The organism is Nonomuraea sp. NPDC048901, assembly GCF_040649695.1.
Lineage (GTDB): Bacteria > Actinomycetota > Actinomycetes > Streptosporangiales > Streptosporangiaceae > Nonomuraea.
The window spans coordinates 319,513-335,124 of sequence record NZ_JBEZFW010000006.1 but is presented as its reverse complement, the minus strand read 5'-3'; the positions used below and the strand labels follow the sequence as shown (position 1 = coordinate 335,124).

Here is a 15,612-nt window from a genome sequence, read left to right as displayed (position 1 = left end):
GTTCGATGAGCATCAGGTGGGCTTAGCCCTGTCCGCGGACCGGTGGCGCCCTGAGCGCGCACCACCCACCCTACGCCGTGACAGCGAGCCCGGCTCAGGTCAGATCGAGGACGAGCCCGGCGACGACATCCGGCTGGGCCAGGAAGGGGTGATGCCCCGTGGCCACCTCGACCACGCGCGTGGCCCGCTTGGCCTGGGCGCGCTGCGCCGCCGGAGGAGTGCCGTTGTCCTGCGCGCACACGACGTAGGTGGACGGGATCTGTTTCCAAGCCGCGGCCTGGACCGGGGCGGTGATGACGGCAGCGCTCTGCCGTACCAAGCGCGCGTGCGCCTGCTCCACCGTCTCCTGGTCGCAGTCTTGCAGGAAAGTCTGCGTGGCGAGCTCAGCGCGCACGCCGAAGGTGCCGTCAGGGCCGAAGTCCAGGTACGGCGCGGGCGTCCCGTCGCCGAACGATGCCAGGCTCTCGCCCACCTCCGGGAGGAAACTTGCGATGTACACCAGATGGCGCACCTGGGGCAGCCCTATCGCCGCGGCGCTCGCCACAACACCGCCATAACTGTGGCTGACCACGATCGTCGGCTGCTTGTCCGCCGCCAGCCATTCGCGCACGGCCGCCACGTCGTCCTCCAGCGTCGGCCCTTTCCCGTTGGGCGCGCGCCCCGTCTCCCCGCAACTCGGCAGCGGCGGAGCGGAACTCGGGACGCCGCGCGCCTCCAGCTCGCCGGCGGCCCGGTGCCACCACCATGCCCCGTCGCGTACACACGCCCCGTGGACGAACACCACCCGCACCATGACCTCCCGGATCTTCCCTGTCGGTTGGGCACGATAATATGCGTAACGCGCATTACGTCAAAGGAAGGTCATGGGACGCAAGCCACAGCCCGACATCAGAAGGTCGCTCCTCGACGCCTGCACCGACCACGTGCTGGCTCGCGGCTTGCCCACCAGCCTGACCCCGCTCGCCGAAGCCGCCGGCACCACGGCGCGCATGCTGATCTACCACTTTGGCACTCGCGAACGGCTCCTACGTGAAGTGCTCGACGAGGCCCGGCGACGGCAACTCGGCTTCTTCGGAAAAGCGCTCGCACCAAGGGACGAACCGTACGAGGAGACCCTCGCCCGAGCCTGGCGGGTGCTGACCGGCCCTGAGGGCGCGCCCTACCTGCGCCTGTTCGGCGCCGTCCACAACACGCCCGACGGGCAGGCCCTGTGGCCCGACTTCCGCAGAGCCGCAACCACCGACTGGCTCGCGGTCCTGGAACAAGGGCTGCGCGCCCACCATGGCGCGGCGGCACCCGCACTGGCCACCGTCGCGCTCGCCGTTGTCCGCGGGCTCCTCATGGACACCGACGCCACCGGCGACACCGCCCGCACCGATGCGGCCTTCACCGCCTTCCTCGACCTGCTCCGCGCGCGGTGAGACTCGCGGGCCGCCGAATTGGCCTGAGTCGCTGCTGTTTCGCCGAAAGCAGCGGTCACATCCGGCCGAACCGTACTCAATGGTTTCTTCATGATTTTCAAGAAACCCTACAGACGGAGGGCCGAACCCGGGCGTAGCTTCGAAGCAAACTCCATCACCCAAGCCGAGGTGGCCCGTGACAAGTCACAGCACAATCATGGAAGCGCGAATGTCGCTCGCTATCCGGCTCAAGGATTTACGCACCGCCCACACCGCGGACGGTCGGCGAATGACCGGCGACCGCCTGGCCGAGGCCATGGGGTGGCGCGGACGCAAGTCCCGCATCTCCAAAATCGAGAACGGCCAGCAGGTCCCGAGCGACGACGATATCCGCGCCTGGGCCACCGCCTGCGGAGCCGAACACGAAATACCCGACCTGCTCGCCGCCGCCCGCCATATCGACACGCTCTACACCGAATGGCGGCGCCTGGAGCGGAATGGACTGGGCCAGGTCCAGGAGGCGTTCATCCCGCTGTACGAGCGCACCACCCGATTACGCGTGTGGCAGCACTCCACCGTGCCCGGCCTGCTGCAGACCGAGGCGTACGCCCGCGCCCACCTGTCCACGATCATCTCCTTCCGCGGCATAACCGATGACCTGGACCGAGCCGTGGCGGCGCGCATGGCGCAGCAGCAGTCGCTCGGGGGTGTACGGCGCTTCGTGTTCGTACTCGGCGAGCAGACGCTGCGCACCCCCATGGTGAACCCCGCCGGAATGAACGCCCAGCTCGACCGGCTGGCCACCTACACCCGGGACAATCCCTACGTCAGCCTCGGCATCCTCCCGTACAGCCGCAAACCGCCCGTCATGCCGCCGGAGAACTTCTGGCTGTACGACGCCACCGAGGTCCGGGTCGACGGTGTCGCCGCGCAGTTCCGGATCAAGAAACCGGACGACGTCGCCGTCTACGAAAAGGCGTTCACCGCACTGGCAGAAGTGGCCGTCTACGGGCCGCTCGCGCTGTCTTGTATCGACGCGGCTCGCCCAGATCTTTAAGAAACTTTTCGAAACTTACTTGAGCGGCCACAACGCTGATTCGTACCTTCGAGGCGGACCACTTCGCGGCGGCCGGAAGGCTCCGGACTTCCAAACCCCGGCCGCCGCAAGCAAGCACCACCTCCGTGAGGAAGTCGCTGTGTCCCCCACCGCCTCACCTGCGGACACCTCCGCACACCGGCCCGCATTACCGGTGAACATCTCCGCACGTCCGATCGCGTCACCCGCGGACACCACCGCACGTCCGATCGCGCTATCTGCGGACATCACCACGCACCCATCCGCATTACCCGCAGGCACCTCCACATATCCGATCGCGGTACCCGCGGACGCCACCGCACACCCATCCGCGCTACCCGCGGACAATCTCCGCGTGTCCCCCCATAGCTGGAGCACGGCAATGATCCCCCTGCTGGACCCGCCAGCCCTGACCCACCCGTGCGACCTCATCAACCAGGGCCCGCTCGATCAGCCGATCGGGCGAGTCGTACGCGACGACGGCACCGACGACCTGGCCGGGGCAGCGCTCCGCCCCGCGACCGAGCGAGCCGCCGCCGCACAAACCATGCGCACCCCCGCTCTCCCGCTCGACGCCGAACTGCGGATCTCAGACGGCAGACGCGGCCAGTGGTACTCGGGCTGCGCCGACGTCTCCGGAAATGGAGGATTACGATGACCCGGCAGCAATGGGAAGACCTCCCGGCGAGCGTGCGCGAAACGGTAGAACTCGAATGCGGCGGCCCGGTCATCAAGGCGGAGCCCGCCGGCGAAGGCACCATGCCCGGCATCTCGGCCCGGTTACAGACCGAGAATCACAGCGTGTTCATCAAGGCCGTCGAGGCATCCGGGCCCGCTGCCAAGGCACACCGTACGGAGTCCTGGACGGCGAACGTGCTGCCCGACGAGGCTCCCGCTCCGCACCTGCTGTGGCGAGGGCAGCAGGATGGGTGGCTGGTGGCCGTGTTCGAGTACATCAACGACAACAGCCGCCACGTCGACCTGACACCCGGCTCCCCCGACCTGCCCGCCGTCCTGGACACGGTGTCCCTGCTCGGCGCCCTGCTCACACCCTGTCCCCGGGGAGCGGCGCCGGTCATCGACAACATCCTGCCGCTCCTGGCCAAGCACTCCCACCTGCGCGACAAGGGCATCCCGGCGGACCGTGACCTGTACGACACCGCGATCGAACGCTTCGAACCGCGCGACCTCCGCGGCAACACGCTGCTCCACTACGACCTCGGCTCGAACAACATGCTCATCTCACAGGGCCGTGTGTACGCGATCGACTGGTCATTCTCCGCTCGGGGCGCGGCCTGGATCGACGCGGCCATGCTCGCTCCCCACCTCGTCGAAGCCGGACACACCCCAGCGGAGGTGGACGAACTGCTGTCCCGCGTACCGTCGTGGTCGTCCGCACCCCCGGACGCGGTGATCGGACTGGCCGCACTGTGGACGCGCTTCCGCACCTACAAGGCTCGGTACGGGCCGGAGGAGAGGCGCGAGTTCCGGGCCAGGATGGCGGGCGCGGGGAGGACGTGGCTCGCGTACCGGCAATCACTGTGACGCGCCGATCCACTGACCTGCCGGGCGACCGACGTAGTGATCCACTGCGTGTTGAGCCGTTCACTTGCCAAGCCGCTGAGCTCGTGAGTCACTGACACGCCGAGCCATTCACCTGCCGAGGCACCGACGTGCCGAGCCCTGTATGCGGTGAGCTGCAAATGCTCCGGGTACCTGCTAAGCCGTTTTACGTGCTGAGCCAATTTCCCGCCTGAGCCCGCGCCGGAGGCGCCCGCCCAGACAAGGGGCGCTCGCCGGGAGGGGGGCGAGCGCCCTTCGCCTGGGCGGGCGCCTTTGCTTTAGCAGGCGTCATTGCTGTCGCGGCCTCCGCAGACGCACTGCCTCCGCAGACGCACTGCCTCCGCAGACGCACTGCCTTCGTGGACGCACCGCTTCCGCAGACGCACCGCCTCCGCAGACGCACCACTTCCGCAGACGACCGCCTTCATAGACGCACCGCCTTCATAGACGCACCGCCTTCGTGGACGCGGCGGCCGCCGCCTTCACGCTCGGTACTCGTCCGCGAGATCCGATGCCTAACTTCATTCCGATGCCTTTCACTGCCGCATCCATCAAAAAGCCTCCGTCGACACAGCCATTGATCGGATCGCAGTCAGCTCTCACCCCTCCTTCGTCTCCTTCCTGTCCGGCGCCCCGCAGAACGGCATGCTGGAACGGATCGGTGCCGACTACCGGCCGTAGCCAGTAGTCGGACCGGTAACCGGTAACTGATCCACGGCCGGTGCCGGCTACGGGCCGCGGGCGACCACCGCCAGTTGTCCGTCCTGGTCGATGACCGCCAGGTCGCCCGCGCGGTCGGTGCGGTAGACGCGGGCGCCGAGGCGGTGCAGGAGCGCGATCGTGGACGGAGCGGGATGGCCGTAGTCGTTGTCGGCTCCTACGCTGATCAGCGCCGCGCGAGCGCCTACGGACGCGAAGAAGGCCGGGTCCAGTCGCCGCGAGCCGTGGTGCGGGACCTTGAGTACGTCCGCTCGCGGGGCGAGGCGCCGCAGCAGCGCGTCTTGAGCCTCGGTTTCGATGTCGCCGCTCAGGAGGGCCGAGCCCGCTCGCCAGCGTACGCGCGCCACGACGCTGGAGTTGTTGATCAAGCTGCCTTCCCCCTGCCCCTCGGCGTCACCCTGGGCCGGGTCGGGGGCGAGGATGGTCATCTCGGACGGGCCCAGTTGCCAGCGACTGCCCGAGGAAGGTGTCCATTCGGGAATCCGGTGGCGGGCGAGGATGGTCGCGATGCGGTTGCTCTCCTGCGGGGCGACGCGTTGCGGGCTGACGATGACCGCGCCGACACGCCTGTTCCTGAGTACGCCGGGGAGGCCGTCCACGTGGTCTGCGTGCGGGTGGGTGAGGAGTAGCAGGGGTACGTCGCGTACGTCCAGCCTGCGCAGGCAGCGGTCCATGACGACGGGGTCCGGGCCGGTGTCGACGACGATGCCACGACCGGGACCGGCCGCCAGCACCATGCCGTCGCCCTGACCGACGTCGCAGACGACCATGAGCCAGTTCGGGGGCGGCCAGGGCTTGGCCATGGGGCGGACCACGAGCCCGACCACGAGAGCCGCGGCGGCCATCGTGAGGGCCGCCGTTCTCCAGGTACGGCGTCTGAGCACGAGGATCATCACAGCCACGGCGACCATCAGAAGCCCGAGTCCCGGAAGACCGCCCGGCCATGGGAGCGTGGCGAGTGGCATGCTCACGGCCCACTGGGCGACCAGGATGATCCAGCCCACGGCGTACCCTGCCGGGATGACCAGCCACTGAGCTGCCTGCGGCCAGAGGGGAGCCACCAACGCGGCGACGAACCCGAGGATGGTCGCCGGCGCCACTGCCGGGCCCGCCAGGAGGTTGGCGGGTATGGCCACCAGGGTCAGTTGGCCGGACATCAGCACGAGAACCGGTGTCACAGCGGCCTGCGCCGCAGCGGACACGGCCACCGCCTCCGCCGCCCACCGAGGCAGCCGCAGACGGCGCCGACCTCGTCCTGGCGATGAGCGAATCGGGGCAGAGTGCGGCTCATGGGACTCGAGGACGACGTCAGGTGTGTCGGCGTCGTCGCTGTGAGGTGCCGAGTCGGAGGTGAAGGCACCAAACGCTGCCGACCCAGCGGCCAAGTCAGCGGCTGAGTGAGCGGCTGAATTAGACGCGACGCCATCGCGAAGCACCGAACCGGACCCGATGGCCCCACGGCCCGCTGAATCGGACGTGGCCGCACCACCAACGACCCAATCGGACCCGACCACACCACGACCCGCCGAACCCGACCCGCCGGCACCACGGCCCGCTGGATCGGACGCGACGGCGCCGTATGGTGCCGAGTCGCGGAGACGGCTGGCAGCGTCGGCCCAGGTGGGAGCGGGGTTCTCGGCAGCGGAGTCGTCGTGGGTGTCAGCGTGGGCGGGGGTTTCTTCCGGGTCGGGGCCAGTGAGGTGGGCTCGCCAGCGGGGAGCCAGGAGGAGGATGCCGGCGGTCGCGAAGACGGACAGGGCGAAGCCGTACGAACGAGCCAGTTCGGGGTCGAACAGGATGAGCAGCAGGATCGACGCGGACAGGGCCGCCACGCCGTCCTTGGTCCGGCCGGTGCCCAGGGCTATGGCGGCGGTCATACCCATGAGCAGGGCTCGCAGGACGCTGGGCGAGGGTCTGGCCACCACGGCGAAGGCGATCATCGCGAGGGCGGCGAGGACGGCTCTCAGGGCGAGCGGGAAGCCGGCCAGGCGAGAGAGGGCCAGGACGGCACTGGCCACGACTGCAAGGTTCGCGCCACTTACCGCGTTCAGGTGGCTCAGGCCTGCTTCGTTGAGGTCGGCGGTGAGTTGTGGGTCCATGCGGGAGACGTCGCCCACGACCAAGCCTGGGAGGAGGCCGCGCTGGTCTGCCGGGAGTACGTCTGCGGCCGTCCGTAGACCTGCCCTGAGGGTGCCTGCCGCGGCCTGGATCCACGACGGGGACGTGAGGACGCGTGGTGACCCTCGTACGAGGAGGACGGCGCCGATCAGGTCACCTGGGGTTGCCGGTGCCAGGCGAGCGGTTACTTCCAGGCTCTGGCTCGGGAGGAGGCTGCTCCACTCGGGGCCCTGGGCGAAGACGACGACAGGGGTGTTCACCGCGATCGCTCTGCCGGCCGCACCCCGCCGAAGCGGCGATCCAAGGCTGGCTGGGGTTTGGAGGACGGTCAGGGTGGCGGGGACGACGATGCGGTCCTGGGTGAAGCGGCCGCCTCGGTGGCGTCTGATCTTCGGATCGTCGGTAAGAGTGATCTGGGCGGTGACCTGCGCTCCGCGGGTTGCCAGGTCAGCCACCGGGCCTGTGCTCACGGCGTGAACGCGCAGGGCCACTGAGGCTGAGGTCGCGGCGACGCAGATAAGAGTCGCGATGGCCACGTTGCGCCACAACCGCCGGACAGCCCCCTGAACAACCGCTCTCGAGGAAGTGCGACCGGACACGATCCCAGTGACTGAGCCCGCTTGGAGAACGCGGGAACGCCTGGAGAGGGTCACGAGTGCGGACACGGTGGCTACGGCGGAGACCATCAGGCTCGTGGTCGGCGAGAAGTTCAGGACGGTCAGGAGCACGGCCACGATGGCCGCAGCGGAGACGATCAAGCTTGTGGTCGGGGAGAAGTTCAGGAGGGTGAGGGTGGCGGCCCAGGTGGCGAGGGCGGGCAGGGCCAGGGACCAGGAGTGAGATGGGGAGGGGAGGCTGTGGGACATGTCAGACGCGGACCTTTCCCTTGATCTCCTCGTATTTCTTCGCGCCGATGCCGCTGACCTCGCGCAACTGGTCGACGCTGGTGAAGCCGCCGTGTGCGGTACGGAAGTCGGCGATGCGGGCCGCCAGGACCTCGCCCACGCCGGGGAGTTGTTCGAGTTGGTCGGGAGTGGCCGAATTGAGGTCGAGGGTCGTGGTGGCGGGGTCGGCTGAGGCGAGGCCGGGTGCGAAGCCTGATGGGGCACCTACGACGATCTGTTCGCCGTCCACCAGGCGTCGGGCCAGGTTGACCGAGGACATGGCGGTGCTGCGGACGGGACCTCCTGCGGCCGTCACCGCGTCGGCCACCCTGGCGCCCATGGCGAGGGTGTAGAGGCCCGGCTTGCGGACCTTGCCGGTGATGTGGACGGTCACCTTGGCCGTTGGAGATGGGGTGGCGGGTCCCGGCGGGCTGGGGGGTGGGGCGGGGAGGGGTTCTGGGGTGGGTTGGGAGCGCCACGCGATCACGCCCGCCACCACCGCGGTCAGGACGGCCAGGGCTATCAGGATGCGCAGGCCCGGCCTGCCGGGGTCGAGCGAGGCGGGCGGCTTGGTGGTGACGGCCTGGCGAAAGGCCTCGAACGAGGGCGGGATCGGGGCCGTCATTCGGCTCGGCCTCTGAGTCGGCTCGTGAGAGACCGCCGCTCGGCCAGACCTTTGAGTCGGCTCGTGCGGGGTGGAAGCGCGGCCTGACCGCACGGGCGTCCCATGTGAGGCTCGGTCCGGCCTCACGGGCGTCTCATGCCGGGCTGGGCCTGGTCTCACGGCCGCTTCGCGCAGGGCTGGGCCTGGCCGGACGAGCCCTTCGTGCAGGGCGCGGCCGGCCTGCGGAGTCGGGTCGTGCGGGTGTTGGAGTGCGCCGCCGGGCAGACTGGGGTTGGTGAGCGACCGTAGGCGGGACTCGGCGATGGTCCGCTCGGCTGTCGCATCGTGGTTGCGCACGCCAGCGAACGTACGAGAACGGCAGGGGCCCGCAGGCCGGTGAACGAGGTTCTGGGGACAACCGAGCCACGATCAGCCGGCCCTGTGGACGAGACAGGTTGTCCACGGCGGAAACGGTGTCAGGCCCGATCCTGCCCGGCTTGCCATACCTGAAGCTGGTCTCGCCCAGCAGGAGGTGCCACAGTGACGGGAGTGCGGCGTGGGTGTCGGCATGGCTCCGCGTGCCCGACGTCTCTTACAGGCTGCATCTCCCGGCGGCGAGTGCCGTGATCGCGCACTCGGCCGCGTGCCGTGCCGCGAGCGCGGAAGGGAAGGGCCCGCGACCGTGGGAGGCGCGGCCGGCCGGCCCGCTCGTGATACGCCACTGCCAGGCGGTGTGTGCGGCAGGAGGCGAGGCCGCAGCGCGTTAGTCGGCCGAGGTGACCGTCAGTCCCAGCATCCCGGGACCCACATGAACCCCGATAACCGCTCCCACCTCCACCACCCGCATCTCCACCGCCCCAGGCAGGCGCTTAACCAGTCGTTCGGCCAGCCCTTCCGCCCGCCCCAGCGCCCCAAGGTGCTGTACGGCGACCCGTACCTCCGCCTTGCCCGCCGCGGCCGCCACCGCCAGGTCCTCCAGCCGGGCGATGGCCCTGGTCGCGGTCCGTACCTTCTCCAGCAGCGAGACCCGCCCATCCACCAGGTGCAGCAACGGCTTGATCAGCAGTGCCGAGCCCACCAGCGAGGCCGCCGTCCCGACTCGGCCGCCTCGCCGCAGGTACTCCAGCGTGTCGGCGTAGAAGTACGTCCGGGTCCGTAAGGCGCACCGCCGGGCCGCCGTCGCCACGTCCGCCGGCGATCCCCCGTCCGCGGCCGTACGGGCGGCGGCGAGCACCGGGTAGCCGAGGCCCATGGCGATCGAGCGGCTGTCGATGACCTCCACCGGTACCGGGGACTCCTTGGCGGCCAGCAGGGCGGCGGAGGCTGTGCCGGAAAAATCACCGGAAAGGTGTATTGAGACCACGGCCGAAGCGCCGCCGGCCGCCAGCGATGAGTAGCACGCGGCGAAGCGCGCGGGTGCGGGTCTGGACGTGGTCGCCGACGACAGGTCACCGGTGAAGGAGTCCTCGTCGTACGAAAGACCGCCGGAAGTCACCTGTACCGGTACGACAGCGACACCAGGCACCGGAGGCAGGTAGGCGGTTGAATCCGTGACCACGAACACCGATGGCGGCATAGTCCGAGATCAACTACTGGACCGGAGTGCCACCCCGCCAGACCCGGCGCGGCTTGAGACCGAAGGACCAGGCGAAGGCGCCCTCGTGGTCGGCGTCCCACTGGACGATGTCGGCGAGGCGACCGGGAGCCAGCACGCCGCGGTCGGGCGCGCCCAGCACGGTGGCGCCGCCGAGCGTGGCCGCCCGCAGCGCGTCGTTGACGCTCATCCCGAACGCCGACACCGCCATCGCGATGACCAGGGACATCGAGGTGATGCCGCAGTAGCCGGGGTTGTGGTCGCTGCCGAGCGCGATCTGCACACCGTGCTTGATCATCTGACGGACCGGCGGCAGGTGGCCGCGCTGAAGCGCCGTCGCGGGGCAGACCACGGCGGGCACGCCGTAGCGGGACATGATCGCGATGTCCTCTTCGGACATGTGGTGCAGCCCGTCGGCGGAGGCGCAGCCGAGCTCGGCGGCCAGCTGAACGGCGCCGCGGCGGCTGTAGAGACCGGCGTGGATACGCGGCAGCAGGCCGACGTTGCGGCCCGAGGCGAGCACCCAGCGGGACTCCTCGGTGGTGAAGTGGCCCTCGTCGCAGTAGACGTCCACGCTGTCAGCGCCGGCGGCGGCCGCGTCGGCGCACCAGGCGCCCACGGCCTCGACGTATTCGCGCTGCCGGCCGAAGTATTCCGGCGGCACCACCTGCGCCGCGAGGAAGGTGACGTGCACCCGCGGCATCATCGGCTCCTTCTCCAGCTCGCGCAGGAGCCGCACGTCGGCGAGCTCGCCGTCGCGGGTGAGGTGGTAGCCGGTCTTGGCCTCGACGGTCGTGGTGCCGCTGAGCAGCCAGCCGCGCAGCCGCTCGCGGACGCCGTTGCACAGGGTCCACGGGTCGGTGCCGCGGGTCACGGTGACGGTCGAGCCCACGCCGCCACCCGCCGCGGTGATCGCCGAGGAGGTGGAGCCGCCGGTGCGGATCGCCAGCTCGGCGTAGCGGTTGCCCGCGTAGACGGGGTGGGTGTGCGCGTCGATGAGGCCGGGCGTGACGAGCGCCCCGCCCAGGTTTTCGACGTGGTCCACGTCGACGATGTCGTCGACAACGCCGGGCACGCTCTGCGGCAGGTCGGGCGCTCGCCCGACCCACGCGATCCGGTCGTTGTGCACAAGGATGGCCGCGTTGCTGAGGACCTCGTTGCCGGTCCAGAGGCGGCCGATGTTGGTCAGGAGCCGAACGGTCACCGCATCACCGCCCCGCGGGATCCCCCAGCTGAGCACAGTGCACAGCAGCGCACGGCTGCCGCCGCGCCCACTGAGTCGGCTCCGGGTCCGGACGACATGGGGGGTCTCCTGATCTCATCCGCTTATGGCTGTGCGGTGACCGTATCGCCAGACTCATGATCCGGCGATTTCAGTTCAGTTACGTTATTTCACAGCTGGGCTTGCTGTACAGGGTTATTCGGAAAGAAGCCCACTCATCCCAACCGCCACTCAGCCCCATCGATCCCCTGTGGCCCCCGCACGCGACCTGACTCGCAGCAGCGATCATCTGAAACCCGTGCCATTAGTGTCGTAAGACTCGGCTTATCCTAGCAATCCCAGCGTTCAGGGACCACTGCCGCCTTTGGGCAGCTCCGCAGTGATTTTGGGGGTTCTGGCCCCCCACAACCACCAAGAGCTGCCCGATGCGACCTCTAGGAGACGCGTTCGACCGGCTTGCCGGCCCGCTCCAGCTCCTGGAACAGGCTCGGGAGCACGCGCGCGTGCAGGACCGTGCCCTCCGCGACGTGGTCCACCGAGAGCACCTCGCCCTCCTTGTGGGCCCGCGAGATCAGGTCACCCCTGTCATACGGCACGAGCAGCACGACCTCGTGGTCGAGCCTGGGCAGCTCACGCTCGATGAGTGCCATCAGCTCGGCGATGCCGGCACCGGTGCGCGCCGAGACCACGATGCTGTCGCGCTCGCGCCTGGCGATGCGGTCCAGCACCTCCTGGTCGGCGGCGTCGGCCTTGTTGATCACCACGATCTCGGGAATGTCCAAGGCGCCCTCGATGTCCGCGAAGACCTCGCGTACGGCGGCGAGCTGGCCTTCGGGGTCGGGGTGAGCGCCGTCGACCACGTGCAGGATGAGGTCGGCGTCGGCCACCTCCTCCAGCGTGGAGCGGAACGCCTCGACCAGCTGGTGCGGCAGGTGGCGGACGAAGCCGACCGTGTCGGCGATCGTGAACAGCCTGCCGTCGGGCGTGTGCGCCCGGCGTACGGTCGGATCCAGGGTGGCGAACAGGGCGTCCTCCACCAGCACACCCGCGCCGGTGACGCGGTTGAGCAGCGAGGACTTGCCGGCGTTGGTGTAACCCGCGATCGCGACGGCCGGGACCTCCCGGCGACTGCGCCGGTGGCGCATGGTGTCGCGTGAGGTGGACATGCCGCTGATCTGGCGACGCAGCTTGGCCATGCGCTCGCGGATGCGGCGCCGGTCGAGCTCGATCTTGGTCTCACCGGGGCCACGGCCGCCGATGCCGACGCCGCCCGCGGCGCGTCCGCCGACCTGCCGGGACAGGTTGCCACCCCAGCCACGCAGGCGGGGCAGCAGGTAGCTGAGCTGGGCCAGTTCGACCTGAGCCTTGCCCTCACGGCTCTTGGCGTGCTGCGCGAAGATGTCGAGGATCAGCGCGGTGCGGTCGATGACCTTCACCTTGACCGTCTCCTCCAGCTGGCGGAGCTGGCCAGGGGCCAGTTCGCCGTCGCAGATCACGGTGTCGGCGCCGGTCGACTCGACCACGTCGCGAAGCTCGAGCGCCTTGCCCGATCCGATGTACGTGGCGGGGTCGGGCTTCTGACGGCGCTGGATGAGGCCCTCGAGGACCTCCGAACCGGCCGTTTCGGCCAGGAGCTTCAGCTCAAGAAGGGAGTTTTCAGCGTCCTCCGCCGTGCCTGAGGTCCAGACGCCGACCAGGACGACCCGCTCGAGCCGCAGCTGCCGGTATTCGACCTCGGAGACATCCTGGAGTTCGGTGGAGAGGCCCGCCACGCGGCGTAGCGCCTGGCGCTCCTCAAGATCCATCTCGCCGGTCTCGAACTCGTCAAGCGCGGAGTATTCGTGCATTCGTGTCATCTCTAATAGGCAACGTCTGAACACCGGAGTGTCTTCCCCGATGGTGACATGACATCCCTCATGCCATCACCTGGTTATCCCGGCAACACGCTGATGTCTCCCGAGCCCGTGGTCAGCGACACCTTGTGCGGAGAGGCCGCGTCCTTGTCGACCGACACCTGCACGTCGCCCGATCCGACCTGGGTCTTCACATCATAGGCACCGGCCGGAACCCGCAGGGTGGCGTCGCCGGAGCCGCTCTTCAGCTCGACGCTGTCGGGCACGACGGCGAACTTCAGGTCTATGCTGCCGGAGCCGGCCTCGGCGAAGATCTTCTTGGTCCCGAGACCGCTGGCGTCCACGTCCCCCGAGCCGGCGTTGGCCTCGATCTGCCCGGTCAGCTGCCTCATGGCGATGTCGCCCGAACCCGCGTCGGCGTCGACCTGAAGACCCTTGGGGACCTCGATCTTGTAGTCGACGCTGCAGCTGTCCCAGCCCTTGGGGCAGCTGTAGAACACCGAGAGCGTGTCGCCGTCGACCTTGTGCTCGGCCTTCGGCTTGTCGTTACGCCAATGGAGGGTCTCGGTGACCCGCACGGCGGTGCCGTCGTACTCGGTGAGCACGGTGTCGCCGGAGCCGCTCTTGAGCTGCAGCTTGGCGACCTTGTCCGTGACCTGGTACGTGACGGTGTCCTGGTTGGTCGGGCCGGCCAGGTCCTTCAGCCCGCAGCCCGTCAGCAGTAATGCCGAGGCGAGGAGGCCACCCGCGATCACGATCGTCTTCATGAGACAGATCCTCGCGTCCACAGGGGATGCCGTACATCGGGGTTTCCCCCTGACCCTCCCCCAGGGGACCCCCACCTTGAACCGGGGACCGCCCATGAAGTAGCTTCACTTCCATAATCCAGAACCAATTTTCCACATCATGGAAGAAGGGGCGTATGGAGATCACCGGCCCGATGCTCGACCGCTTCGACGAGGTCCTCACGCCGGAGGCGCTCGCCTTCGTGGAGAGCCTGCAGCGGGAGTTCGACGCGACCCGCCAGGAGCTGCTGGAAGCCCGGCGTGTACGGCAGGCGGAGCTGTCGGCGGGCGGCCGGCTCGACTTCCTGCCGGAGACCAAGGAGGTCAGGGAGAGCGACTGGAGCGTCGCGCCGCCGGCCCCGGGGCTGGAGGACCGCCGGGTCGAGATCACCGGCCCGGTCGACCGCAAGATGACGATCAACGCGCTCAACTCGGGGGCCAAGGTCTGGCTCGCCGACTTCGAGGACGCCAACTCCCCGCTCTGGGCCAACTGCGTCAGCGGCCACCTCAACCTGCGCGCCGCGCTCGACCGGACGATCGACTTCGAGACCGGTGGCAAGACGTACGCGCTCAAACCCGACGCCGAGCTGGCCACGATCGTGGTCCGGCCGCGCGGCTGGCACCTGGACGAGAAGCACGCCCTGGTGGACGGGCGGCCGGTGTCGGCCTCACTGTTCGACTTCGGGCTCTACTTCTTCCACTGCGCCCAGCGGCAGCTGGACAAGGGGCGCGGCCCGTACTTCTACCTGCCGAAGATGGAGTCGCACCTGGAGGCGCGGCTCTGGAACCAGGTGTTCGTCCGCGCCCAGGACCTGCTGGGCATCCCCCAGGGAACGATCAGGGCGACCGTGCTGATCGAGACGTACCCGGCGGCGTTCGAGATGGAGGAGATCCTCTACGAGCTGCGCGACCACTCGGCCGGGCTCAACGCGGGCCGCTGGGACTACCTGTTCAGCGTGATCAAGAAGTTCCGCACCCGGGGCCGGGAGTTCCTGCTGCCCGAGCGCAACGCGGTCACCATGACCGCGCCGTTCATGCGCGCGTACACCGAGCTGCTCGTCCGGACCTGCCACAAGCGGGGCGCGCACGCGATCGGGGGGATGGCGGCGTTCATCCCCTCGCGGCGCGACGCCGAGGTCAACGCGACGGCTCTGGAGAAGGTGCGGGCCGACAAGACGCGCGAGTCGGGCGACGGCTTCGACGGCTCCTGGGTCGCGCACCCCGACCTGGTGCCGATCTGCCGCGAGGTGTTCGACGGCGTGCTGGGGTCGCGGCCCAACCAGCTCGACCGGACGCGCGAGGAGGTCTCGGTCTCGGCCGCCGATCTGCTGGCGGTCTCCGAGACGCCGGGTGACATCACCGAGGCCGGGCTGCGCGCCAACGTGGACGTGGCGCTGCGCTACCTGGCCGCCTGGATGGGCGGGCTCGGCGCGGTGGCGATCCACAACCTCATGGAGGACGCGGCCACGGCGGAGATCTCCCGCTCGCAGATCTGGCAGTGGATCCACAACGACATCACGCTCGCCGACACGGGCGCGACGGTGACGAAGGAGCTGGTCGAGCGGATCATCGCGGAGGAGCTGGCGAAGATCGCGGCCGAGCCGGGCTACGACGAACTGCTGTACGCGCAGGCCACGGCGCTGTTCAAGGAGGTCGCGCTGGACGACGACTTCGCCGAGTTCCTGACGCTTCCCGCGTATGCCCGCATGCCGTAATCACGAAATTTCCGGATATATCCGGCGGGTCAGCGCCGGATATATCCGGAAAGGTAGTGCGATTGACCGGGTATGACCA

13 protein-coding genes are annotated in these 15,612 nt (G+C 69.1%); 6 read left to right on the top strand and 7 right to left on the bottom strand.

All coding sequences use genetic code 11. From position 1 onward, the window contains the following. Window positions 1–94 precede the first annotated feature (94 nt). Window positions 95–793, bottom strand: coding sequence for an alpha/beta hydrolase (locus AB0C30_RS22795; RefSeq protein WP_357947158.1), 699 nt, complete (start codon window positions 791–793; stop codon window positions 95–97). 70 nt (window positions 794–863) lie between these two features. Between AB0C30_RS22795 and AB0C30_RS22790 the strand changes: the two genes are divergently transcribed. The 4 genes from AB0C30_RS22790 (at window position 864) to AB0C30_RS22775 (ending at window position 4,020) form a co-directional block, all read left to right on the top strand. Next, window positions 864–1,421, top strand: coding sequence for a TetR/AcrR family transcriptional regulator (locus tag AB0C30_RS22790; protein ID WP_357947156.1), 558 nt, complete (start codon window positions 864–866; stop codon window positions 1,419–1,421). A 208-nt stretch (window positions 1,422–1,629) separates the two neighbouring features. After that, on the top strand, window positions 1,630–2,457 hold the full coding sequence (locus AB0C30_RS22785; protein WP_357947153.1) for a helix-turn-helix transcriptional regulator: 828 nt from the start codon (window positions 1,630–1,632) through the stop codon (window positions 2,455–2,457). Window positions 2,458–2,857: 400 nt separating this feature from the next. Beyond that, window positions 2,858–3,133, top strand: coding sequence for a hypothetical protein (locus AB0C30_RS22780; protein ID WP_357947150.1), 276 nt, complete (start codon window positions 2,858–2,860; stop codon window positions 3,131–3,133). Further along, window positions 3,130–4,020: a hypothetical protein gene (locus AB0C30_RS22775; protein ID WP_357947147.1), complete on the top strand. Its 891-nt coding sequence runs from the start codon at window positions 3,130–3,132 to the stop codon at window positions 4,018–4,020. The genes AB0C30_RS22780 and AB0C30_RS22775 overlap by 4 nt, the downstream gene beginning before the upstream one ends. Window positions 4,021–4,766: 746 nt before the next feature. Here the strand turns inward: AB0C30_RS22775 and AB0C30_RS22770 are convergent. After that, window positions 4,767–7,331 (bottom strand): ComEC/Rec2 family competence protein, encoded by a 2,565-nt coding sequence (locus tag AB0C30_RS22770; protein WP_357947144.1) that lies wholly within the window; start codon window positions 7,329–7,331, stop codon window positions 4,767–4,769. 211 nt (window positions 7,332–7,542) lie between these two features. On the opposite strand from AB0C30_RS22770, the gene AB0C30_RS22765 reads away from it, so the two are divergent. Next, on the top strand, window positions 7,543–7,716 hold the full coding sequence (locus AB0C30_RS22765; RefSeq protein WP_357947141.1) for a hypothetical protein: 174 nt from the start codon (window positions 7,543–7,545) through the stop codon (window positions 7,714–7,716). A 27-nt stretch (window positions 7,717–7,743) separates the two neighbouring features. Here the strand turns inward: AB0C30_RS22765 and AB0C30_RS22760 are convergent, their stop codons facing one another. The 5 genes from AB0C30_RS22760 to AB0C30_RS22740 form a co-directional block, all read right to left on the bottom strand. Continuing rightward, entirely contained in the window at window positions 7,744–8,385 is a 642-nt protein-coding gene (locus AB0C30_RS22760; protein ID WP_357947138.1) for a ComEA family DNA-binding protein, read from the bottom strand. Window positions 8,386–9,127: 742 nt separating this feature from the next. Then, the gene (locus tag AB0C30_RS22755) at window positions 9,128–9,928 is read right to left on the bottom strand and encodes a DegV family protein (protein ID WP_357947136.1); all 801 of its coding nucleotides are present in this window, start codon (window positions 9,926–9,928) and stop codon (window positions 9,128–9,130) included. 25 nt (window positions 9,929–9,953) lie between these two features. Further along, on the bottom strand, window positions 9,954–11,162 hold the full coding sequence (locus tag AB0C30_RS22750; RefSeq protein WP_225290705.1) for an amidohydrolase family protein: 1,209 nt from the start codon (window positions 11,160–11,162) through the stop codon (window positions 9,954–9,956). A gap of 452 nt (window positions 11,163–11,614) precedes the next feature. After that, window positions 11,615–13,027 carry a GTPase HflX gene (gene hflX, locus AB0C30_RS22745; protein ID WP_357948121.1) on the bottom strand — a complete coding sequence of 471 codons (1,413 nt, stop codon included), beginning with the start codon at window positions 13,025–13,027 and terminating at the stop codon, window positions 11,615–11,617. An 83-nt stretch (window positions 13,028–13,110) separates the two neighbouring features. After that, window positions 13,111–13,800, bottom strand: a complete 690-nt coding sequence (locus AB0C30_RS22740; RefSeq protein WP_357947133.1) for a DUF4097 family beta strand repeat-containing protein — start codon at window positions 13,798–13,800, stop codon at window positions 13,111–13,113. Between the two features lie 155 nt (window positions 13,801–13,955). On the opposite strand from AB0C30_RS22740, the gene aceB reads away from it, so the two are divergent. Beyond that, window positions 13,956–15,533 carry a malate synthase A gene (gene aceB, locus AB0C30_RS22735; RefSeq protein WP_357947130.1) on the top strand — a complete coding sequence of 526 codons (1,578 nt, stop codon included), beginning with the start codon at window positions 13,956–13,958 and terminating at the stop codon, window positions 15,531–15,533. Window positions 15,534–15,612 lie beyond the last annotated feature (79 nt).